11 protein-coding genes are annotated in these 22,252 nt (G+C 61.6%); 5 read left to right on the top strand and 6 right to left on the bottom strand.

Annotation, left to right across the window (positions count from 1 at the left end; genetic code table 11):
• Window positions 1-4 precede the first annotated feature (4 nt).
• From NL115_RS09070 to NL115_RS09060, 3 genes are read right to left on the bottom strand one after another with little or no spacing between them, the layout of a single operon-like run.
• Window positions 5-1,966, bottom strand: a complete 1,962-nt coding sequence (locus NL115_RS09070) for a DUF8724 domain-containing protein (RefSeq protein ID WP_254832861.1) — start codon at window positions 1,964-1,966, stop codon at window positions 5-7.
• 6 nt (window positions 1,967-1,972) lie between these two features.
• Complete coding sequence (locus tag NL115_RS09065; RefSeq protein ID WP_254832860.1) at window positions 1,973-5,794, bottom strand: helicase-related protein; 3,822 nt, start codon at window positions 5,792-5,794, stop codon at window positions 1,973-1,975.
• Between the two features lie 3 nt (window positions 5,795-5,797).
• Entirely contained in the window at window positions 5,798-8,548 is a 2,751-nt protein-coding gene (locus NL115_RS09060; RefSeq protein WP_254832859.1) for an ICP22 family protein, read from the bottom strand.
• 220 nt (window positions 8,549-8,768) lie between these two features.
• Here NL115_RS09060 and NL115_RS09055 point away from each other — a divergent pair, with 220 nt between their 5' ends.
• The 3 genes from NL115_RS09055 to NL115_RS09045 are packed head-to-tail and all read left to right on the top strand — an operon-like array spanning window position 8,769 to window position 13,820.
• Window positions 8,769-12,929 (top strand): Eco57I restriction-modification methylase domain-containing protein, encoded by a 4,161-nt coding sequence (locus tag NL115_RS09055; protein WP_254832858.1) that lies wholly within the window; start codon window positions 8,769-8,771, stop codon window positions 12,927-12,929.
• A 56-nt stretch (window positions 12,930-12,985) separates the two neighbouring features.
• Window positions 12,986-13,519, top strand: coding sequence for a TATA-box-binding protein (locus tag NL115_RS09050; RefSeq protein WP_254832857.1), 534 nt, complete (start codon window positions 12,986-12,988; stop codon window positions 13,517-13,519).
• Window positions 13,512-13,820: a hypothetical protein gene (locus tag NL115_RS09045; protein WP_254832856.1), complete on the top strand. Its 309-nt coding sequence runs from the start codon at window positions 13,512-13,514 to the stop codon at window positions 13,818-13,820. Before NL115_RS09050 ends, NL115_RS09045 begins: the two co-directional genes overlap by 8 nt.
• Window positions 13,821-13,927: 107 nt before the next feature.
• On the opposite strand, the gene NL115_RS09040 is transcribed toward NL115_RS09045, so the two are convergent.
• Both NL115_RS09040 and NL115_RS09035 read right to left on the bottom strand, forming a co-directional pair.
• On the bottom strand, window positions 13,928-14,974 hold the full coding sequence (locus NL115_RS09040; protein ID WP_254832855.1) for an HNH endonuclease: 1,047 nt from the start codon (window positions 14,972-14,974) through the stop codon (window positions 13,928-13,930).
• A gap of 82 nt (window positions 14,975-15,056) precedes the next feature.
• Window positions 15,057-15,938, bottom strand: a complete 882-nt coding sequence (locus tag NL115_RS09035) for a hypothetical protein (RefSeq protein WP_254832854.1) — start codon at window positions 15,936-15,938, stop codon at window positions 15,057-15,059.
• Window positions 15,939-16,051: 113 nt separating this feature from the next.
• Between NL115_RS09035 and NL115_RS09030 the strand changes: the two genes are divergently transcribed.
• A complete protein-coding gene (locus tag NL115_RS09030) occupies window positions 16,052-18,985 on the top strand; it encodes a helicase-related protein (protein ID WP_254832853.1) in 2,934 nt (977 codons plus the stop codon).
• A gap of 27 nt (window positions 18,986-19,012) precedes the next feature.
• On the opposite strand, the gene NL115_RS09025 is transcribed toward NL115_RS09030, so the two are convergent.
• Window positions 19,013-19,804: an HhH-GPD family protein gene (locus NL115_RS09025; RefSeq protein ID WP_254832852.1), complete on the bottom strand. Its 792-nt coding sequence runs from the start codon at window positions 19,802-19,804 to the stop codon at window positions 19,013-19,015.
• 193 nt (window positions 19,805-19,997) lie between these two features.
• Here NL115_RS09025 and NL115_RS09020 point away from each other — a divergent pair, with 193 nt between their 5' ends.
• The gene (locus NL115_RS09020; RefSeq protein WP_254832851.1) at window positions 19,998-22,244 is read left to right on the top strand and encodes a DNA cytosine methyltransferase; all 2,247 of its coding nucleotides are present in this window, start codon (window positions 19,998-20,000) and stop codon (window positions 22,242-22,244) included.
• Window positions 22,245-22,252: the final 8 nt, after the last annotated feature.

Below are 22,252 nucleotides of genomic sequence, written 5' to 3'. Positions count from 1 at the left end.
CAGGTCAGAGCTCCCAGTAGCCGTAGATGTCCCTGTCAGTGTTCGGGCGGCTCCCGTACAGGTAATCCCGCGCGAGTACCTGGTTGAAGTACGAGCAACTGATCTCGCTCACGTGGAGGCACGAGAGACACGCCCCGCCACGCTGGGAGCAGACCGGGTCCATCAGGCAGTCGTTGCCGTGTGCCTCGGCTTGGCCGAGCAGGTTGTCGAGTTGCTGCTCGACCATCGTGTTCATGCCCCCGATGTTGAACTCCTCGCGGTTATTCGCGTAGATGACCACGGAGAGCCCTCTCGGGAACAGGAACTCGCTGAGGTTCGTCCTGTCGAACCCGCTGATGGTGCTCGCCTGCTTGAGCAGGATGTGCGAGAGCGTGTGCAGGAGCTGGAAGATGTACGCCGTGACCTCGCCCTCGACATCGTCATCGGTCGAGGTCTCAAACCGGCCGTAGCGGTCCACGGGCGAGAGGTGATTCACGATGAACGCCCACTGCTCATCGAGATCAAGCGCCGAGATCTCGCGACGTGCACGTTCGACGCTGTCCGCATCCGTCGGGTCGACCTCGGGAAGGACCACGGGGCCCCGCACCTCGCTGGGTTCACTCGTCGAGGGGATGTTGCAGGCGAGCCACAGCAGTACCGGAGCGGGATCGAGATCGAACTGGACTGCCTCGGTCTCGGATGTGTCGACGAAGATCGGTGTGCCATCTCCGTCGCTGGCGTTCTGTGAGAAGGCGTTGATCTTCGCCTCTCCTTCTTCGCGACTTCCGCGGGTGTACCCGTACACGAACGTCTGGATCGGGAAGTCCTCGATGACGCGCACGGCATCGATTCCGAGCCGCTCGATGTCGTCGAAGTACGTGTCGATCCGGTCGGCCTTCCCGGGGAAGCCCCGGTCACGCGCATCGTCACGCAGATCCGACAGCGAGTGGGTGGTGAGCGACTCGAGACTCAGCACGTACTGGAGCAGCTCGTCACCGGCGTCGGTGAGCTCCGTCGCATCGTCCTCGTTGTCCAGGTCGAGGAGTTCGCCCAGACGACGGTTGATGCTCTGTGAGTCGATCTCGCCGGCATCCCGGAGCCATTCCTCGGCTTCATCGAGTCCGTTGACATCGGGCTCCGTCTGGTACACCTCGATGAGACGGTCGTCGTCGACTTCGGTATCTCCGATGTCCGCGTCGAGATCGACGCTCTGGAGCGACTCGGCCTCGGAGAGCCCGAACAGGCGAGCGATGGCCTTCAGCGCCCCGTTGGCGCTTTCGCGGAGGTGTCCGATCCCTGCCGTGTGGAGGTTCACCGTCGTGATATAGTGCGGGTAATATGTCGATCCCGCCCGGTGGACGGTGGTGTACATCCGGTTGTCGTCCTCCGACACGTCCGGAGGCTGGTAGTCACATCCGCAGTTCTGGTAGTAGCTGACCCGGGTATCCCAGCCACAGTCACCAACATCGCATCTCCAGTGGAAGTTCTGGGCCCGCTGGCTTCCCTGGGTGTCGAGGACGATGTGCTGATCACCGTGGGTCGGGCACTGCTGGGGGTAGAGCCGCCGGATTTCTCCGCAGCTGTGGACGCTCACGAACTGGTACTGTTCAAGCTCAACCCCGCAGTTATCGCAGGTCAGCTCCGGGTTCTCGTCGTTGAGCTGATCGGCCGAATAGTAGCCGTGGACCTTGTCACACCGACGACAGCCGAACGTGGTGGGGAATGGGCGTGCTCTGACCGACTCGGGCTCTCCGAAGTCGTAGTGGTCGGGGTTCTGGGACGTGAAGCCCTGGTGGCCGCCATCCCAGTTCCACGCCCGAGCCAGAACCCGGTCGAGGATGTACTGGCGGTCGATGCGGCCGCTCATGTCGCTCGTCTCGAGCCGGTTCACCTGCCAGATGCCGCGCCGGTCGCTGTAGTCGAAGGTGTTCCCGGGGAGGAACTGGTACAGGACCTGCTGACGGCTACGTTCCATGTGCTTGCTCATGCCAGATCACCTGTTGTTGAAGCTCTCGAAGATGTCATTGTCCCTGTACTCGGGCCGGATCGGAAGCTGCTCGTCAACGTCGCGGAGGCTTCGCATCGGATCACGCGGAAGCCGGCCGCTGGTCCACTGGGAGTCGTCGAGCCGGAGCTGTGACAGTGCCGCCCGGGTCAGGTCGTCGGCATCCTGCATGAACTCCTCGTGGCTGTCGTCGTCGCCGTACATCCCGGCGATCTGATCAGCCAGCTCCTCCTCGTCGATGGAGTTGGCGAACTCCTCGGCCTGGTCGCCGAAGTAGAGGTTCCCGTAGTCGCCGTTGTACATGTAGTGGTTGAGCAGCAGCCCCATCATCAGCCCAGGATGGGTCCGCTTGACGCTGTTCTTGGCCCACCGGTTGATCGCCACGGGCTCGACGAGCCGGTCGAGGAACTCGTGGTACTTCTCGAAGAAGTGGTAGTGGCTCAGGTCACGTTCGCGGATGGGGTGGGCGACGTTGAATACCAGCCCGGGGAAGGTACGTCCCGCACGCGAGCTCGACTGGATGTACTCGGCAGTCTGCCGGGGCATCCCGAAGAACACCATCATGTTGAACCGCTCCACGTCGACGCCGTGGCTGATCATGCTCGTGGCGGTGATGGCGTTGAGCCTGCTGGCGAGCAGCCAGGCCAGCCCCTCGCGAGTCTCGGCCGACATGCGGCGGAGCTCGACCCGGAACTGGTCGTTGTCGACCTCCCCGTCCTCCTCGTCGAGACTCCGTTCGAGCAGATTCCGAAGTTCGAGAACCTCCTCGGAAGTTCCGTCGGCGACGAGGTCCTGCTCGATAAGCCCCTCCAGCAGGTCCTCGTCCTGCTCCTCGTCCCAGGGTTCCTCGAGCGTGTCGAGGATGTCCTGGACGGCCTCGAAGGGTGTTCCTCCGGTGAGCCGCTTCGCCGTTAGCGATGGCCGATCATCGCGCTTGAGGTAGGCCTCGAGCTGGGAGACGATGGACTGGTCGAGCCGGTCGCCGTCCTTCTTCGAGAGGAGATATGTCAGGCTCGTGCTGTACAGCGTCAGCATCGAGATGACCTCGTCGACGCGGTCGGTCTCGAGTGGCTGGTCGGTATCCGTCCCCTCAAGTACGGCGCCGGTCAGGAGCGCCTCGGGGTTCTCGAGGGCCTCACGGAGCAGCGTCTGGACCTCCTCGTGGAAGTAGTAGAGCAGGTCGATGATCGAGTTGATGTGGGTCTTCCCGTGGGGCACCAGCCCGATGTAGTAGCGCTGCGTCTCCGCTCGCTCCCGGGCGTAGAAGTTCTCCCGCAGGTACGGCCCCGGAGCCGGGAACCGCTCGGCAGAGCGCATGAACAGGTGGTGAACCTGGTCCTCGTACGCCGTGATCGTCGCCGTCGGAGCGATGATCTTGGTGGTGCCAGCGTCCACGAGGTCCTGGAGCGCGTCGACACCGGTCTCGTAGTGGCCGTCGAAGCTCCCCACGCTCTCCTCGAGCAGGTGGAGCTCGTCGGGCACCATCAGCGAGGGTGCGGGATCGTATGGTTCGACAGGGGTCGCGAGTTCCTCGAACTCGTCCCGGTCGATCTCGCAGCCGTACTTCTCCGTGCACTCGCCGAGGCTGGCGAACCCGTGGATGGGGCACTTGCAGTCCATCTCGCCGGTCAGCAGATGGGCCACCTTTCGCTGGTAGCCGATCGCGGTGATCTTGTCGATGGTGCCGGCGAGGATGGTCGGAGCGTACCGGTAGAGTTCGTTGTCCACGACGTGGACCGGTAGCTCGTCCTCATCGTAGGGTTCCTGTGGGTCGACATCCCGCGCCTGCCACGGGCAGTCGAACGACGAGCCCGTACACACGTGGGCGAGCCGATGGTCGTCGTCCGTCACCCGCATCTCGACCGGGGCGTCGCAGGCCGGACAGGAGGGGACGACCTTGGCATCCTCGCGGAGCGAGCGGTCGTTCCTGTACCGGGAGTAGTTGTCGTTGTTGTACCCTGTGAGCTGATTGGGGGTGTTCTTCTTGCCGACGAGGTATCCGACAGAGAACGAGCGAGACGGATGCTCGCCGATGTCTGGCTGTTCCCGGCGGACGAGGTCAGCGTACATGATGGTCTCGGACATCCGCTGGAGCTGCTGGAGCGACAGCAGCCGCAGCGGGAACCGCGTCCAGGCAGTCACCCCGAAGTCCTTCCCCCGGATGCGGTCGAAAAACATGTTCCAGACCGCGACACCGAGGAACGCCTCGGTCTTGCCACCGCCCGTCGGGAACCAGAGGACATCGACAACCTCGAGCGCGGAGTCGGCCTCCTCTGCCCTGTCGTCGGTATCATTGTTGCGCCACTCGACCTCGTCCCAGCCGTCGTGCTCGCGAGCGGTCACGTCGGGGACCTGCGTGACGATGAACACGAGCTGGAACAGACGCCAGGAGTCGAAGTCGTGCATCCGGTCCATCGTCTCGTTCATGCACTCGAACGCGCGCCCGACGGTTTCCGGATGCTGTCGCAGGCAACGGATACCGCGCTCGAACCGCGCGATCTCGCGCTCGAACGCCTTGCGGTCCTCGATGAAGTCCGCCAGGTCACCGGTCTCGGGGTCGTCGTCCCAGTCATCCCGTTCCCGGTACTGGTCGAGCGCCGCCGGGTAGTCCTCCTCGAGGTACCGCTGCATCGAGCGGTGGACATCATCCAGAACCTCCAGTCCACCGCCGTCGAGGTCGGAGAGGTCGTCGAACCGGGGATCGACACCCCTGTCCGCGGACTCGTACACCAGCTGCCGGTACTGTGGGACGTACCGGGTCTCGAGCCGGTCGGCGGACGGGTCGGCCTCGGGTGCCCGCCGACCTGGAGTACGCCCGTCCCGCAACGTCTCGTGTTCGTCAGGAGCGACGACCGTGCAGTTCCGACCGTGCCCCCAGAGGTCTCGGTTGTACCGGAAGTCCTGTGGCAGCGGGTCGAACGTGAACGGGACGAACTCGAGGTTGCCGTCGGCCTCGAGCTCGAACTCGACTTCGAAGAGTGTCGGGTCGCGGATCGTGTGGATCCCGTCCGCCTCCGACTGGATGGCCCGGTTCGTCAGCTCGATATCGACGATGAGCACGTCCTCACCGCCGTCCTCGCGGTCGGGCATCACCGAGATGGCGAGGTCGGCGTCCCAGTCAGGAATCGCGGGGACGCCATCCCGCTCGGCGAGATACCCCTCGAAGTCCGCCTCGCTGGCGAGCGCCTGTGCCGGTACCTCGTCGTCACCCGGTTCTCCACCGGGGACCTCGTACACATCGAACTGGTCGAGCGCCTGGTCGCGGGCGTCCTCGAAGGCGTCACGCAGGGCGGTGTTCGCGCGCTCCCTGACGACCTCGGGGGTATGCCGCGGGCGGTCGGCGAGCTCGTCGAACGGGATGCGGATCGGGTCGACATCGAGTTCTAGCCGACGGAACACGGGGAGCAGCTCGTCGCCGTCATCGTCCTCGTCGCGGTCGCCGAGGGCCACGAACGACTCCCGGTTCCGCATCTCCTCGTATGTCGGATACACGCGGACCCAGACGCTCGCGTCGACGTTGACGACGAGGGCGTCATCAGGGGAGCCGTTACGTACCCTGACCGTGGAGCCCAGAGCGCTCGGCTCCATCTTGGACTGCAGGTCGTCGTCCGGCTCATCCAGCTGGTCGCTGCTCCGGGCTGCGAGCGCGCCCGCGAAGAACCGCTCGCTCGGGAAGTCTCGGGGGACGCGCTCGTCGATGTCGCCGCGAGCCTGCTCGAGCACCCGCTTCCGCAGGTGGCGAGCGATTCGCTCCTCGTCTGACGGCGGTCCCTCCTCGATCTGCTGCGTATCGGTTTCTTGCTGTGACATGTGTTACTCCGTGATGCGGTCGAGCTGGTCCTCCGGGATGATTGTCGGCATGAGCGCGGGGCCGAGGGCGTTGATGGTCCGGTCCACGAGTTCCGCTGGCATCAGTTCACCGCTGCCCAGCGACGTGCTGTCCTCGTCGACGAGCCCCCGGTACTCGCAGATGGTGTAGAACACCACCGCGAGGCGGTACTGGTTCTCGACGAACTCCTTCCAGGTGTCGCTGACGTTCTTCTCGACGATGAACGAGCGGAGCGGCGCGGCGTCCATGTTGATCGTCAGGGTGAGTCCACTGATGGTGCCGTCCCGGCTCTCGTCCACCTGCACGAGCCGGTGCTCGTCGAACGCGTCACCGATCTCGGGGTCGTACGCCTCGTCGTCGAGGGGCTCCCCCTCGTCGTCCGTCCGCCAGTCCTCCTCGTAGACAAAGTGGATCTCGGGCATGGCGAGGGCCTGTTCACGGGTCTCGCCGTCCTGCTCGCCCTCGGTGGCCTCTCCATCGGTGTCGTTCCCAGGCTCCTCGTCGCCGCTCTCGTCACCCTCCTGGCCGGCACTGCCGCAGGTGCTGGAGGGCGTTGTGTCCGGGGCCTCCTCCGGCTCGGTGTACTCGACGGTGAACATCGACGTGAGGGGCGACGTGTCGAGCTCTGTCCCGCCGTCGGCAGCGACCGGCCCCTCCTCCGTGTCCTCGTCGGGGAACGCCTCGGCGGGGTCGTCGAACAGGTTGCAGTCGGCCGGGTCCGGACGGGTCAGCTCGACAGTCAGCCCGAAGTCGTCACCGACCTCCGCGCTCTCGGCGGGCGAGATGGTGAGCGTCAGCAGCCCATCCTGCAGTTCGACTGCCTCGAACCGGGCGGAGGGAGAGACGTTGAGCGAGCCGCTGAGAACTTCTCGCACGAGGTAGTTGCTCTGGGCGTCCGTCGCGAACCGGATGACCGTCCCCTGGTTCACCGGCATCTCGACCGGCATGATGCCCTCCGACTCGTCCCAGTACTCGTGGTCGCCAGCCGGGTCGTACTCCCGGATGGGCCGCAGGTAGGTGGGGAGCTGGGGCGTGTCGAACTGGTCTTCGTCGTCATCGCCCTCCCCACCCTCTCCGCCGTCATCACCGGTCGTGGATGTCTGGGCCGATGCGTCGTCGGACGGGGTGGGTCCCTCCTCGTCCCCAGCGACATCGGACGGGCGGATCCGTGGCGCGTTGATGTGCTCGCCCGTGGTGATGTAGTTCGCGAACTCGGGGTTCTTCTGGACGAAGTCGGAGAACGTCTCGGTGTCCACCTCTGTCTCCTCGCTGCCGCGCTTCGCCCGGCGGCGGTCCTCCTCGTCGGAGAGGAGGTCGCTGTCCTCCAGTGCGTCCTCGAGCGCCGCGAGGAACAGGTTGGACTGCGGGGTGTCCTTCAGCGTGTCCCGGGACGCCGAGAACATGTTGACCATCCCGAGATTCGCGAGGTCGTCGAACTCGACGATGACGACCGTGTCCTCCGCGACCTTGGAGTAGCCGAGGCGCTTCAGGAAGTACTCGCCCTTGCTCCCGTGCGTCTGGCCGTTGATGGTGAGCATGACGGCGTGGTCCTTCTGGATGCCAGTCCGGCTGGTCGCGTTCTTGTGGCCCGTCGTGCCCGCGACGAACCGATCCTTGCCCCGCCGGGTCGTGTCCACGTTCTCGAGTTCGCTGTCGCTCTTGAACAGCAGGATGTGGATGTCCCGTTCCCCGAGCGTCTCGGACTCCGTCTCTTTCGTGATGTGCTCCTCGCCCTTCACGAGGTGCTCGTTGCCGTCGCGGACGGCAGGCAGGAACCCGCGGGTCGTGCTCTGGGTGAGCTTGTTGTCGTACCGCATGTCGGTTAGCCGGATGGGGAACGGCGACTCGACGACGCACCGCTCGAACTTGCGCCGGAAGCCCTCGTCGCCGCTGATGAGCGCGCGCGAGGCGTTCGTCCGGTAGTCGTACACCTTGACGAACGCGCCGTGCTCCATCGGGTCGAACGCATCCACGTGCGCGTCGAAGTCGTAGCTCTCGTAGCTCTCGCGGTGCTTCTCGACGAGTGCCTCGCCGAACGTGCCGTCAAAGATGGGGAACTCCCCACCGACGGTGATGTACTCGACCCGACCCTTGTGGGGCTTGTCGTGGACGACGGTCCACGTCCACTCCTCCGGGTCGTGCACCGAGGCGCTCGCGATGAACTTGAACGCGCGCTCGTTGTACTCCTCCTCGATGTTCCCGCAGAACTGCATGACGGCGGTGCTCCCCATGCCGTACTGCCCCTGCAGGAAGCCGTACTTCTGCTTCTTCAGCCCGGGCGCGTGGAGGCCGACGAAGTCGTCGAAGTCGTCCCGGCCCTTCCCCTTGCCGTTGTCGCGGACGGTGAGGTTGAGCAGGTTGCCCTCGGAGGGTTTGTACCCGTCGGCGATGATCTCGACCTCGGCGTCTTCGAGATCGACCCAGTCGGACTCGACGGCCGCCTTCATCGAGGTGTACTCCTCGGGGTCGACATCGTCGGCGTTCTGCTCGTAGAACCGGAGCATCTGCGAGTCCTCGCTGTTCAGCGGGAGTTCACAGAACGCCGGGATAGGTGACGCCGCCTGCGTGTACACGTCCGAGTAGTTGTTCTCGTCATCCCCGAGCGGCTTCCAGACCACGTCGAACTCGTCCTCGAGCTCGCTGACGATCTCCGCGACGGCATCGGGATCGTTGGCGGTCAGGAGGCGCTCGGCGTACGTTCGGGAGGTCGCTCCCGTGAGGCGCGGTGTGGTCATAGCGCGACATCTCGGGACGACTCGCCCCCTTCACTTAACGTTTCGGGGGCGAGTCGGTATAGAACTGGGCACACGTGGGCGCGCGTAGCGCGTACGCACCCACGTGCGTGCTCGCACGCGTGTGCCTGACCCGTTGGCAACTGTTATGTGCGAGTCGTCTCTGGGGGTCGGTATCCACCAGGGCCGCCGGACGGCGCCCGGGCGTGGGGGACCTCCGCTCATGCAATCGGCACTCACCTACCGCACGAACCGCGACCTGTTCTCGAACTACTACCTGAACGAACACCTCCCGAAGACCGAGCCCTGGAACGAGGTTCCGGACGACGAGGTCGAGTCCGCCATGGAGGACATCCGCGACCTCTACCAGGCGGAGGCGGACCGCGTGGAGGGCTACAACGAGGCGCAACTGGAGCGCGAACTCATCCGTCCCGTGTTCGAACGGCTGGGGATCACCTTCGAGATCGAGGAGACGGTCGAGCGCGGGCAGCGGCGACCGGACTACGCGTTCTTCCGGAGCCAGGAGAGCAAAGAGGCTGCCCACGAGCGGCGAGACGAGGGCGGTGACTTCTACGAGGAGGCCATCGCCGTCGCCGACGCCAAACGCTGGGGCCGGAAGCTGGACACCCGGGGCAAGCGCGAGCGCGACTTCGAGAATCCCAGCTATCAGATCCACGTCTACCTCCAGGAGACCCCCGCGACCTGGGCGGTGCTGACCAACGGCCAGAAGTGGCGGCTCTACTACGGCCCCACGAGTCACCGCCTAGACTCGTACTACGAGATCGATCTGCCGACGCTACTGGAGGAGGGCGATACCGAGGCGTTCCGGTACTTCTACCTCTTCTTCCGGCGGCAGGCCTTCGTCGAGGAGTCCGACGGCGACTGCTTCCTCGACGATGTATACGACGAGAGCAGTACGTTCGCCGAGGCACTCGGGGAGGACCTGCAGGACAACATCTACGAGGCCATCCGCGTGCTGGCCGAGGGGTTCCTCGAGTACAACGACGACCTCGGGGAGGAGGACCTCGAACGCATCCACGACAGTTCGCTCATCTACCTGTATCGACTCATCTTCGTCCTGTACGCCGAGAGCGAGGGCCGTGACCTCCTCCCGACGGACAACGACATCTACAGCGACAGTTACAGTCTGAACGACCTGAAGCGAACCGTCGCCGATAACCTCGAGGACTCGCAGGATCACTACCTCGCCTGGAAGACGGACCTCTGGAACCGCCTGGGAGAACTGTTCGACCTCATCAACGAGGGGAGCCAGTCCCGGGGGATTCCGGAGGATCAGCTCTACATTCCAGCGTACAACGGTGGGCTATTCCGGACGAACCCGGACCCCGACGACAGCGAGGAGGCGCTCTTCCTCGCCAGCCACGAGGCCCCGGACTCCCACCTTGCCGAGGTGGTCGACCTGCTGACCCGCCGCGAAGCGGACGAGGGTGACGGCAAGGTCTTCGTGGATTACTCCTCGCTGGACATCCGTCATCTGGGTAGCATCTACGAGGGGTTGCTCGAATACCAGCTGAACGTCGCACACGAGCCGAAGGCCGTGGAGGCCGGCGAGTACGTGAGTGCCGACAGTGACTCCGAAGTCGTGGTGAACGAGGGCGATGTATACTTGACCACTGACTCTGGCGAACGGAAGGCGACAGGGTCGTACTACACTCCGGAGTACGTCGTCGAGTACATCGTCGAGGAAACGCTCGGACCGATTGTCGACGACATCCGGGGGAGTCTCGTTGGCCAAAGTGCGTTCGACGAAGGAGGATTCGCTGAGGAGTTCGCTGAGGAGGTGTTCGACCTCAAAATCCTGGACCCCGCCATGGGCAGCGGCCACTTCCTGACGAGCGCTATCGACTACCTCGCCCGTGAAATTATCGACGCTCAGGAGCGGCAGGCCGCCCAGCAGGGTATCGAAACCGTCGACGAGGAACACGACATCAACTGGGCCCGCCGGCAGGTCGCGCAGCGCTGCATCTACGGCGTGGACCTGAATCCGCTGGCGGTCGAACTGGCGAAGGTGTCGCTATGGCTTCGGACGCTCGCCGCCGAGCAACCGCTTGCCTTCCTCGACCATCATCTCAAGACGGGGAACTCGCTGGTTGGCAGCGACATTGAGACGGTGCTTGACAACGGCGACCCTGACAACGGGACCGAAGAAGGTCAGCTAACCTTGCAAGAGTCGTTCGACCGCACGCGGCGGCAGGCCTTAGAGCACGTCACCAACCAGTTCGAGGACCTGCTCGCTATCGACAACGAGACACTGGACGACATCAAGGAGATGGAGACCGTCTACGACGAGGTACGCGACGACCCACTTTATCAGCACCTCATTGCCATGGCGAACGTCCATACCGCCGAGCGGTTCGGGCTGGACGTGCCCGCTGATGCCTACGAACGCATGGCAGAGGCCCTGCGGGATGACTCTTGGGAGAAAATCGAAAGATATGATTGGTATCAGTCGGCGGAGGCGATGGCCAAAGACCAGCAATTCTTCCACTGGGAACTGGAGTTCCCGATAGCGTTCTACGAGCAGGATGGAGATCGACAGGATCATGGTGGATTTGATGTGGTACTCGGGAACCCACCGTACGGGGATATTCTCGATACGCGGGCGAAAAAATACTGTCGAGCTCAAGGGATGGGATTCGAGAGCGAACGTGCCGATATCTTCACTGCATTCGTTGCGCTTCCTGACCGAATCCTGAGAGCGGCTGGCACATGGAGCTATATCATACCAAATACTCCGCTGAAAGGAAAGCAGTACGAGGCATTTCGTCGAGTAAACTCCCAGCGATATTCGATAGAGGAGATTGTGGATTTTGGTGAGCATCATGTATTCAACGAGGAGATATTCACGATGATACTCACCGCATCTAACATGCGTCCATCTGAAAATTATAACGCTACGCTCGTCGAGGGAGACGAAGCAGAGATTTCTGATGAAGGATACTCTATTCCCATAGAGGCACGAGCTTCACAGCCATGGCGTGTTGTCGATCGGGTCGAGGGGAAAATTACTGAGTTAGATGAGATAGTCGAGCTTGAGCCGTCGATATGTACCTGTCACGATGCCGGTATCGATTATAAAGTAAGTGGACAAGGCTGGCAGAATCGAGGTGAGGGGACGAAGATCTCTGATCTCATCATGTATGAGGGTGAACAGGAAAACGAGGAGGATCACCGCTACGTTGGTGGTGGTGAAATCGAGCGATACCGTATCGAACCGGAGAACAAGTGGCTGCGTCACGACTATGACTCGTTCGTCGAGGGCGATATTGTCATTCAGGTGTATCCCGAGTACACCGAGGTATCCGAGAAATTACTCACGAGACAAACGGCAGAGACACTCATCGGAGCAATCGATACCAACGAGCTATACACCGCCAAGTCAGTACATACGACTCTACTCAACGATGAGCGGTATGACCTCTGGTATGTTCTTGCACTAATTAACAGTGCGGTCCTTCGGTATGTGTACCGCTCCCGGTCAGGCGAGGAGGATCGGACCTTCGCACAGGTTCGAATCCACGAGCTTCGTGACCTCCCGATTCGGGCAATTAACTTCGACGGTGAGCCGAACGAAAGGTCCGAATTAGTAGCCGAGTTGGAAGAAGAGATAAGAGAAGCACGTTCCGTCGGGGATGTTATAAGCAAAATTAAGCAAAGAGAAGTACACGACGTTGTATTGCATGATTTGTTGGCGATACTTGCCCGAATTCGGTCCGAAGAGACCGAAGACAAATCCGGTCTTAATCTCGCGCTCCTCGACTATCTCGGAATCCCAAGTGACGAACTGCCGCAGGCGAAGGCAGGCGAAACGCTCGAAGACTTACAGATGCCGGTAGCGGGCGTCGCAGACACGCCGCTGACTAAGACTACGGATGAGTATGAAGGATTGCGTATAGAGGGGGTATCCTTCGCAGACGAGGGGGGACGACTGGTGCTGTCGGTGAGCCTGAGCTACAAGATCGACGAGGAAGACCCACGCGAGACAGACCGCTGGAACCGTCTCGCCGAATCGGAGTTCGAGACCTACGAGGCGATGGCCTTTGTCGGTCTATCGGAGGCTGAGGAGACGCTATTGCGAGAGTTCGTGCCTGTCGCCATTGAGGAAGACGACGGATTCGCGGGCTTCCGGCAGGGCGCGACTAAGACGAACTCACCGCTGGACCGGCTGAAAGACCTGACACTCCCTGACATCGGTGAGGTTCAAACTGGACTGGAGCAGTATATCAAGGTGCGTGAGCGCGCTGACGATCTGGATGAGAAAATCGAGAAAATCGACCAGCTAATCAATGAGATTGTTTACGACCTCTACAAATTGACCGACGAGGAAATTGAAATTGTCGAGTCAGCAGTTCGAGATGACTGATGGCAAATTGATAATGGTATTAATACCCAGAAACCGGGAGCGAAGAGAGAAATGTTATGAGTGAGTTAAAAATTGTTAGCATAGTTGCTACAGGAAAAATCAATAGAGAATTTGAGCTCGAGGCTATTGCAAACGATATAGATTCTCACTCGTGTAGCTATTCAAAGAAAGATTCTCCCGGGTTATATATAAAATTCTATGAAGATTCCCCAACTATTACAATCTACCGAACTGGTTCCTGCAACATCCGAGGCGCAACCTCTGAAGAAGAACTATATAAAAACAAATCAATATTAGAAGACAGATTATCGGATTTGGGAATCAGAGAAGAAGTATCTGAATTTACAATTACAAATATAGTATTCACATCAGATTTAGAACAAGATTTGGATCTCAATAAGCTGGCTATCAAATTGGGATTAGAAGATGTAGAGTATGAACCCGAGCAATTCCCAGGATTAGTATATCGACTTGATCAAGGTGTTATCCTGATTTTCTCCTCTGGTAAATTGGTACTTACAGGGTTCACCAACGCTGAGAGTGCCACAAAAGCGCTCAGTACGCTATCTGCCAATTTGACCAATGTCTGACTTCACAGTCGGCAATCACGTTAGATTCGCCGGCGGGCGTGCAGAGATCACGAAAATCGAGGAACGGCCAAACGGCGGCCACTTTCTCCACGCCTACACCTCGGCGGGCCAGCTCCGCAAACTCCCCAGCGGCCTCGCCCGCACCGAGAAACTCGATTCGCTCGTCGACCATCTTGCAGCACGCCAATCCGACGCACCGCTTCAATACGACCTTCGAGAGCGGGTGATCCGGCTGGATCTCGCCTACAAGTACGACCGGTTCCTCTCGCTGACCAGCAACCGCATCGGAATCGAACCGTAATAGGTGCAGGCCGCCTATGAGGTCCTCAGCTCCGACGACCACCGGAATCTCATCGGCGACGTGTAGAATCTGTCAATCCGACATCTCTACGACGGGAGTATTCATCGCTATACCCAGGACAGGCTCCCATTCAATTCCTCAAGGAACTCCCCTCGCACGCTGGCATCGGGCGGCAGCCGGACCTCCTCACCTTCCCGCTCGACGATCGTCTCCCGGAGGAACGGATGTCCCGGGTCGAACGCGGGGCTAACGCGCAACCGCATTTCGGGGTCGATAGTGAACAGATCCGCGTCGAACGCCCGGTGATGGAGCGAGTTCAGAACGAGGACATTCTCCGAGTGCTCGGCCAGGTCCGGACGCTCGCTCCGCGGGAGGACGTGAGCGAGGTCGAGCACTGGCTCCTCGCGGATATCAGTGATCACGCAGGCTCGCCCGTACCGTTCGAATGCCTCCTGCCGGAAGTCCTCGCTGACAGGAATCTCGGCCTGTTCGTACCGGCGGACCCACCCCTCGTTCTGCTCGCGCTGGACTCCTGTCGGCCACTGGTGCACCTCGCCCGTCCGGGTCCAGGTCTCCCACTCGTCGGGCGCGGCCTCGTTGCTGCCGCCCCGGGCTCTGGAGTGGAGCCACTCGACCGGGACCTCCGGCGTGTTCAGAATCGTGAAGTGGAACAGGTAGTTCGGCACCCGGTTGCCGTCATCATCCCTGTAGGGCCGGGCCTCGAGATAGTCCGGGACACACAGCCCGCAGAACTGGACCACGCCGGACTCCGGCTTCCGGAACACGAGCACCGGCGGAACCTCCTCGCGGCGGCCGGCCGCAGCCCGGTCGAACGCGTCGACTACCTTGTCGTTCTGGTCGGAGTCGTCGTACGGGTTGCCCTCCTTGGCGTCGCCCCAGTAGCTGATGTACCCGGAATCCACGGCAAGCGTGTCCTCCCACGGGTCGTCGTGCTGGGAGACTCCCTTGTCGTTGGAGACGAGGACGAGGGCGGCTGGCGAGTCCGAGTGGTCCGCGCCGATATCCCTGATTCCGCCCGTGTTCCTGATGCCGCTGTCGAGCGGGCCACGAATCCAGCGCAGGAACTGGTCCTCGCTCTTCCTGTAACTCCCGGTGTCGCGGTAGGTCTCTCCGACCCGGTATGCCCTACCCATGCGACTGATCGACACACTGCCGGGTATTCAATGGTGGCATTGCCGAGCGACACTGCGGGACCAGGCAAGTGGCCAGCCCAGGTCAGAGGCGCGGTCCGTCGCTGTCGAGTTCATCGAAGTTCGCCTCCTGGTTCTCCAGACCAAGATCAATCTGGACGACTGCGGTCGCCGGGTCGTTCATTTCCGTTTGTCCTCCGTCTGTCAGCGTGTTCGGAGAGCTACCCTGGTCGAACGTGGCGTTATCGTACATATGCTGAATCATCTCGCCCACAGTATCGTCTGCGCTGAACCGCTCACCGTACATACCGAGAACGAACCGCTTCAGCATCCCCCTGAATACCTGGAACCCGTGCGGAGCATCAGGAGTGGGATCGAAGGTAGTGCTCTTGACTCCCTGCGTCGAACTCATGAACTCCTGCATCTTCGCGGTCGTGTTGAAGAAGGGAAAGTAGTGATCACTGGCGAAGCTGTAGGTCGTGAACGATCGGTTATCGGGGTCGATATCGAACCGTTCGCCAGTAGCTGGCTCGACGAACTCGATCTCCGGGAGGCTGTCCAGCAGATGGAACTGGTGCATCCTGACTTTCCACTTCCACTTTTTCGACGCCCCCCTGGTGAACTTCGTCTGGGATATCATTACGCGTCTACTGACGACGGTATTGCCCCTGAGACGATTCGCGACAAACATCAGGTCCGCAAGTTCGGCGTTCTTGCGGTCAATCCAGTCCGCATTGGCTTTATTTCCACTCCATCTGGGCCCCGAGAAATCAACCTTCGGCGACGGGTGCATCTTCTTGGTTTTGAATTTCGCACTCTGCCCTCCGTTCGAATCCTCGAATCCGTCCAGTGTATCGACGGTCTTGTCGATAACGTCGACCTCCCTGTCAAAACTGGAGAGGGACCATTGCGTGATCTGATCGATATGTGTATAGATGCTGTCTCGCAGGGAATCATCGAGGTCCATCGCTCGCTGGATACGATTCTGGTCACTAATCTTTTCCCTCCACTGCTGAACTGAAATATCCTCTCTGAAGCCCAGAAAAGGTAATAGGATAGCGACGCCTTCGACATCAGACAGTGACCGACTGCGATTGCGGGTTCGAGGTCAGCGATATGGTCTCGTTCGCCGGGGGACAGGGTGAGATTTCCAAAATAGACCACCGGGAGACGGGCCCATGTCTGCTCCACATCCATACCGAGGACGGACTCGAGAAGCGCCCGAGCTCGATGAACATCGAGAAGCTCGATACCGGAGTGGACCTCCTCGGCAAGGGCGAGTTCGATAGCCCCGAACGGTTCGACCTCCGGCTGAAGGCCGCCGAGCTCGGGCTCGCCCACCGGCAGGATCGCTTCGTCGCGCTCACGGGCAGCCGTATCGACATCGAGCCCTACCAGGTCCAGGCCGCCTACGAGGTTCTCAACTCGCTCGACCATCGCTATCTCATCGGCGACGAGGTAGGGCTCGGGAAGACCATCGAGGCCGCCATCGTCATCGAGGAACTCATCGCTCGCGGGCGTGCCGACCGTGTGCTCATCGTCACGCCGGCACCACTGACGGTCCAGTGGCAGGAGGAGATGCGCGACAAGTTCGACCGCGACTACCAGATCTACGACCGTGGCTACGTCGAGGCGAAACGGAAGGCCCACCCGAACGAGAACGTCTGGACCCACGACGACCGCATCATCACCTCCATCGACTTCGCCAAGCAAGACGACCTGCTTGCAGCCCTCCAGAACCTCGAGCAGGAGTGGGACATCGCGGTGTTCGACGAGTCCCACCACCTGACCGCCCGACGGAAAGGAAACAACACGAAGGAGACGACCGAACGGTACCGGGTCGGCAAGGCAGTTGCACGAAACTCCGAGGGGCTGCTGTTCCTGACGGGGACGCCACACAAGGGGAAGGCAGACCAGTTCTACTTCATGATGGACCTGCTCGCCCCCTACCGGTTCCGGGACGAGCACGACATCACCCCCGACGCGCTCGATGACCTGATGATCCGACGGTTGAAGGAGGACATGTACGAGCCCGACGGCTCGCGCATGTTCCCCGAGAAGAACATCGAGACGCTCCCCGTGAGTTTCACTGACGAGGAGCGCGCCCTCTACGACAACGTCACGGACTACATCAGCGAGCACTATAACCTCGCCGAGCGGGAGGACAACAACGCCGTCGGGTTCGCGATGGCGATCTACCAGAAACGACTGGTCTCCAGCATCTACGCCATCCGGAAGTCGCTGAAGAAGCGACTCGAGACGCTCAAGAGCGGCGGGAAGGACCCGGACGACCTCTCGAGTCTCGTGAAGAGTCTCTTGGACCAGTACCGTACGGACCCCGAGATGCTCACGGACGCACAGCGCGAGCGCGTCGAGGAGGAGCTCGGCGAAGTGACGCTGGGGCAGGGCGGCGGAGCCATCGAACAGGAGCTGGACATCGTCCGGGACCTATACAACCAGGCGAAGAGCATCCAGACCGACTCGAAGGCGGAGCGGCTCCGCGAGTTCGTCGACGGCGTGCTGGGGGAGGACCCCGACGAGAAGGTGCTCATCTTCACCGAGTACACAGACACCCTCGAGTACCTGCGGGAGCGGGTCTTCAGCAATCACGATGTCGCGCAGATATACGGCGATCTGAGCCAGGACCAGCGCCGGCGCGAACTCGAGAAGTTCCGTGACGAGGCGAACATCATGCTTGCGACGGACGCAGCACGCGAGGGGCTGAACCTGCAGTTCGCGCACATCATGGTGAACTACGACCTGCCCTGGAACCCCATCCGTATCGACCAGCGGATCGGCCGACTCCACCGCTATGGACAGGAACACACCGTCGAGATACGGAACCTGTTCGTCAGCGACACCCGCGAGAGCGACATTCTCGAGGTGCTGATGGAGAAGGTCGAGGAGATCGAGTCGACGCTGGGGATGAGCTCTGACGTGCTGGGGATGGTACTCGACGAGTTCGACCTCGAGAACCAGATCATGACGGCCATCGCGAAGGACCAGTCCGTCGAGCAGTTCGCCGAGATGGTCGACGAGACCGTCGAGGAACACGAGGATGCAATCAGGCGAATAGAGGAGGACTTCCTGATCCGCGACCGGTTCGACCTCAGTGCGGAGGACCGCGAAATCCTCGATGTAATCGAGGAATCCCGCACCGAGCAGGTTAGCGAGACAGATATCGAGACACTCGTCCGGAGCTTCTTCGACCTCTTCGATGGCGAGATCAGGGGAACACATCCGGGACCAGCACGCGAGGGCGGCGACGTGTTCCAGCTGATCGTACCGGATGTCATCGACGGCGGCGAGGTCGAGAGCAGGTACGATCGGGCGACCTTCTCTCGGGACCTCGCACAGGAGGACGACGAGCTGACGTTCCTCGCCCTCGACCACCCACTGGTCCAGAACATCGTCGAGTTCTGTCTCAGAGCTGACGCAGTCGGCGGCCAGACGGCTGTGAGGGTCGGGTCGGAGGAGACACCGACTCCGGGACTGCTCTGCAACTACCGGCTTGGATACCAGTCGGGGCGTGGCGATACGGTCACCGAACGGCTCGCCCAGATCTACGTGCAGCCAGATGGAACAATAACCGAGAATCCGGAAATCGTTGGAGGGATTCCGCCCGGTGATGCACCCGGATTCGAGGAGGTTGCAACCGTTTCAGAGGTAGCAGACGACCTCATCGAGGTTGCAGAGACAGAGGCCTGGGAGCGCGTCAACGAGCTCGCAGAGGAGGCCCAGTCGGAGCGCTCTCGCGAGATCGAGATCAAGCGCAAGCATGCACGGCGCTACTTCGAGAGCCGGATCGAGGAGCAGGAGGAACGACTCGAGCGATACAGGCAGCGTGCGAGCGACCCCGAAGAGGACGTGCAGGTCCTAGTTAACCAGACCGAACGGAAGCTTGCTGATCTCCGTAGCGAGCGGGAAGCGGAGCTCTCGCGTCTGGAAGAGGAGGAGGTCGTCGTTCCGGAGGAACCCGAACTGGTCAACGCCGCGGTCGTTATCGGGATGTAATGGCCCGCCGAGATGCCCGGCTGGCAACTACTCACCGGGAGAAGCGTACAGGCAGCCTTCGGCGAGCGGACAGACATCACACCGGGGTTCCGATGGCGTACAGATCGCATCAGCCAGATCCAGCAGTGCCAGATTGACGCTCCGACACAGGGCGGGCTCGGCGGGGACGAGAGCATCCAGTAGCTGGTAGACCTCGTCGCTCTTGTGTGGCTGCGTGGGCATCTCGTAGCCGAACACACGCTCGGTGACCCGGGCGAAGTTAGTGTCGACCAGGGCGAGCGGTTCCCCGTACGCGAAGAGCATCGTCGCCCGGGCGGAGTATGGACCCACCCGCCATGGTCGCTGGAGCTCCTCGAGTGACTGGGGAACCTCTCCGCCGTGTTCAGTGACGACGAGTTCGGCAACCTCGTTCAGCGTCCTCGTCCGCTGATTCCCGAACCCCAGGGTCTGGATAAGGCTATGAATCTCCTCGTCAGAAGCCTGATGGAGCGCTTCCGGGTGGGGAAACTGCTCGAAGAACGATCCATACAGCTCATTGACCGCCTCTGCACGGGTCCGCTGGAGCAGGATTTCGGAGAGGTAGACCCTCCACGGATCGGTTGTGTTCCGCCAGGGGAAGTGGCGCCCGTTTGCCTCCAGCCACTGGAGCAGTTCAGGTACCTGCTGGAAGAACAGCGAAAGCCGTCTCGTGGGGTCGGGGGTGCCGTTCTCCGCGAGCAGTGAGCAGGCGGTTTTCTGGTCCGCCTGCTGGGCGAGCTCAGCCGCAGTCGCCGTGGTCCGGCCGAAGGGAAGATCGACGCTCCCGGTATCATCTGGCATCCCGAACTGACACCTCTGGGATCTAGCAGGTACCGCACGGCAATATCACTATCCCCCTTGCGGGGCAGCAGATGTGGCATAAATGTTTTATTCTAGCCAGTTATCAACAGGGTGTAGATGGTCGTCATGACTCCGTCGCCTGAAGGTGCTGTGCCGGCCGCGAGGGAGGGTCGCATCCTGTACGGAGGATGTCATGAGTGACCACGGCTGTCAAGAACCAGGTGGCCGGCTACCGGCGGTAGCCGACTGCCCAGACAGCGAGCGAACGGAACACCGCGAGTTCCTGCTACGTCACATTAGATTCCTGACAGACACGCTTGCCGCAGAACAGCAACAGCGACAGTGGAGTGTTCCGTGCGCCTGTCCCGACTCGACACCGGTCATGCTCGCCCGCTCTCGGAGCAAGGACGACGGTTCCTACCCGTGCTGTTACGAGCGCATCTGGACACCATCGGAAGACCGGGATGGGGCGGCCTGCGCCTGTGGTGACCCACTCCACGGCAGCGACGACCCGCTCGACGCCGTCGCAGCTGTCGTGATCTCGAACAGCGACTCGGTCGTCGAACACTACTTCGCACGGGACGAACGGAACCTGATTGGTGCCCTTCGGGAGCGGGTTGGTTCCTGGAGCGATATCGCGTCTGCCGGGCGTGATCGGCTCCAGCGCGCGGCCCGCGAATCGCAGGGGGGGCGTGTGCTGGATGATACGGCCGTGAGCCGGCTACAGGAAGCGCTCGCGGCTATCGACGAGCACCGCTACACAGAGGGCACGACGCTCACTGACCTCCCCTCGGTCTCCTACGAGTATCTGCACGAGATGCTCGCTGGGCTGCCCGGGGTAGATGATCCGGAGGCATGGTGGCTACTTCTGACTGCGTTCGACAAGCCCGTCTGGCCCGCGGCCGATGGCGTCGATGGACTCCTCGCCGAGCTCGGGCTACTCGACCCGGCTGATGTATCCGGGAGCGGTCGGCATCACGAGCTCGAGGAGGAGCTCACTGATCGACAGATTCCGCCCCTCCATCGAGCGCTTGCCGCCCACGCACACTACTGCTCCGGCGACCACTCGACTGCCGACTGCGAACTGCGACAGTTCACGCTCTCTCACCGTATCCACGAACAGGCAGCGAGTGGGAATGAGGAGACCCTGACCGTCGTCGATCTGTTCTGTGGAGCTGGAGGCCTCTCACATGGGTTCACGCGAGGAGTCGGTGCGCCCGAATTCGACGTGGCCCTCGCGATCGACCAGGAACAGGACGCGACGGATACGTATCGGCTCAACCACCCCGAGATCCCCCACCGACAGATCCGGTGCGAAGACATCGGCAACATTGCAGAAGACCCGGGACAGATTGAGGACCTCGCTCCGGAGGTCGATGTCGTCGTTGGTGGCCCCCCATGCCAGGCCCTCTCCGTCGCCGGCTATCGGTCGCGACTGGCAGACGACGATTCGTACAGCGTACTGGAGGACCCACGGACCCGGCTCTACCAGCACTACGTCTCTCTACTCGAAACGCTCGAACCACGGTACATCATCATGGAGAACGTCGAGGGGATTCTGAGTTCGCTGGGAGACAGCGAGCGGCGTGTCATCGACGATGTCGAGGCAGCACTGTCCGAGATGGGGTATACTACCGACCACCAGCTCCTCGACTGTTCGACGTTCGGAATACCGCAATACCGCGACCGTGTAGTGCTGTTCGGCACGCGCGAGGATGCCGTCCCCGACCCCGAAGGACATGTGGAGGGGTTCTTCGATGACATGTCCCCGGCGGAAACGCCAGAGACAACGATCCAGCAGGCCCTTTCTAATCTCCCTCGACTGCGGAGAGGAGAGGGGGGCGGTGTCGTGGCTGGACGGGCTCCTGGCCGGGCCAGTGATTACGTTCGAGACAACGAGCTGGCTGGCGGGACGCGGCTGACGTACAACCACCGGGCTCGCGAACACCCGATGGAGAAAGACCGGAAGCTGTTCAGCGAGGTGATGGAACCAGGAGATACCGGCTGGGACGTGAAGTACAGAACGGATTACGGCCATCTCATCGAGTACAACGTCGGGACAGAGGAGAACCCGGCATTCAAGGACAAGTACCGGATGCTCCACTGGGATCAGCCCTCACCGACCATCGTTGCGCATCTGGCCAAGGATGGGAACAGCTTCATCCTTCCCGACTACTACGAGTACGCCCGACCTGATGAGTCGAAACAGGATAGCAGCCGGAGTCGCGGAATAACTCCCCGTGAGGCTGCCCGTCTCCAGTCGTTCCCTGATTCGTACGTCTTCCTTGGCCCGTTCACCAGTCAGTTCCGCCAGATCGGCAACGCAGTCCCCCCTCTGCTCGGGGAACGGATCGCCTCGATCCTCGGTGAGTACCTCACTGATGCTCCGGGGCTCGAAACGGAAGCCACGGAGGCAGCCGTCGCGAGCACTGACGACTGACCGCAGTT

The sequence above is a fragment of the Haloglomus salinum genome (genome assembly GCF_024298825.1).
Lineage (GTDB): Archaea > Halobacteriota > Halobacteria > Halobacteriales > Haloarculaceae > Haloglomus > Haloglomus salinum.
Note: the sequence above shows the minus strand (reverse complement) of the source record. Positions and strands in the feature narration are given on the sequence as shown.

What these genes read in the sequence shown, in the direction of transcription:
- NL115_RS09070 (WP_254832861.1), bottom strand. Translation starts at nt 1,966, where the DNA reads ATGAGCAAGCACATGGAACGTAGCCGTCAGCAGGTCCTGTACCAGTTC.
- NL115_RS09065 (WP_254832860.1), bottom strand. Translation starts at nt 5,794, where the DNA reads ATGTCACAGCAAGAAACCGATACGCAGCAGATCGAGGAGGGACCGCCG.
- NL115_RS09060 (WP_254832859.1), bottom strand. Translation starts at nt 8,548, where the DNA reads ATGACCACACCGCGCCTCACGGGAGCGACCTCCCGAACGTACGCCGAG.
- NL115_RS09055 (WP_254832858.1), top strand. Translation starts at nt 8,769, where the DNA reads ATGCAATCGGCACTCACCTACCGCACGAACCGCGACCTGTTCTCGAAC.
- NL115_RS09050 (WP_254832857.1), top strand. Translation starts at nt 12,986, where the DNA reads ATGAGTGAGTTAAAAATTGTTAGCATAGTTGCTACAGGAAAAATCAAT.
- NL115_RS09045 (WP_254832856.1), top strand. Translation starts at nt 13,512, where the DNA reads ATGTCTGACTTCACAGTCGGCAATCACGTTAGATTCGCCGGCGGGCGT.
- NL115_RS09040 (WP_254832855.1), bottom strand. Translation starts at nt 14,974, where the DNA reads ATGGGTAGGGCATACCGGGTCGGAGAGACCTACCGCGACACCGGGAGT.
- NL115_RS09035 (WP_254832854.1), bottom strand. Translation starts at nt 15,938, where the DNA reads ATGGACCTCGATGATTCCCTGCGAGACAGCATCTATACACATATCGAT.
- NL115_RS09025 (WP_254832852.1), bottom strand. Translation starts at nt 19,804, where the DNA reads ATGCCAGATGATACCGGGAGCGTCGATCTTCCCTTCGGCCGGACCACG.
- NL115_RS09020 (WP_254832851.1), top strand. Translation starts at nt 19,998, where the DNA reads ATGAGTGACCACGGCTGTCAAGAACCAGGTGGCCGGCTACCGGCGGTA.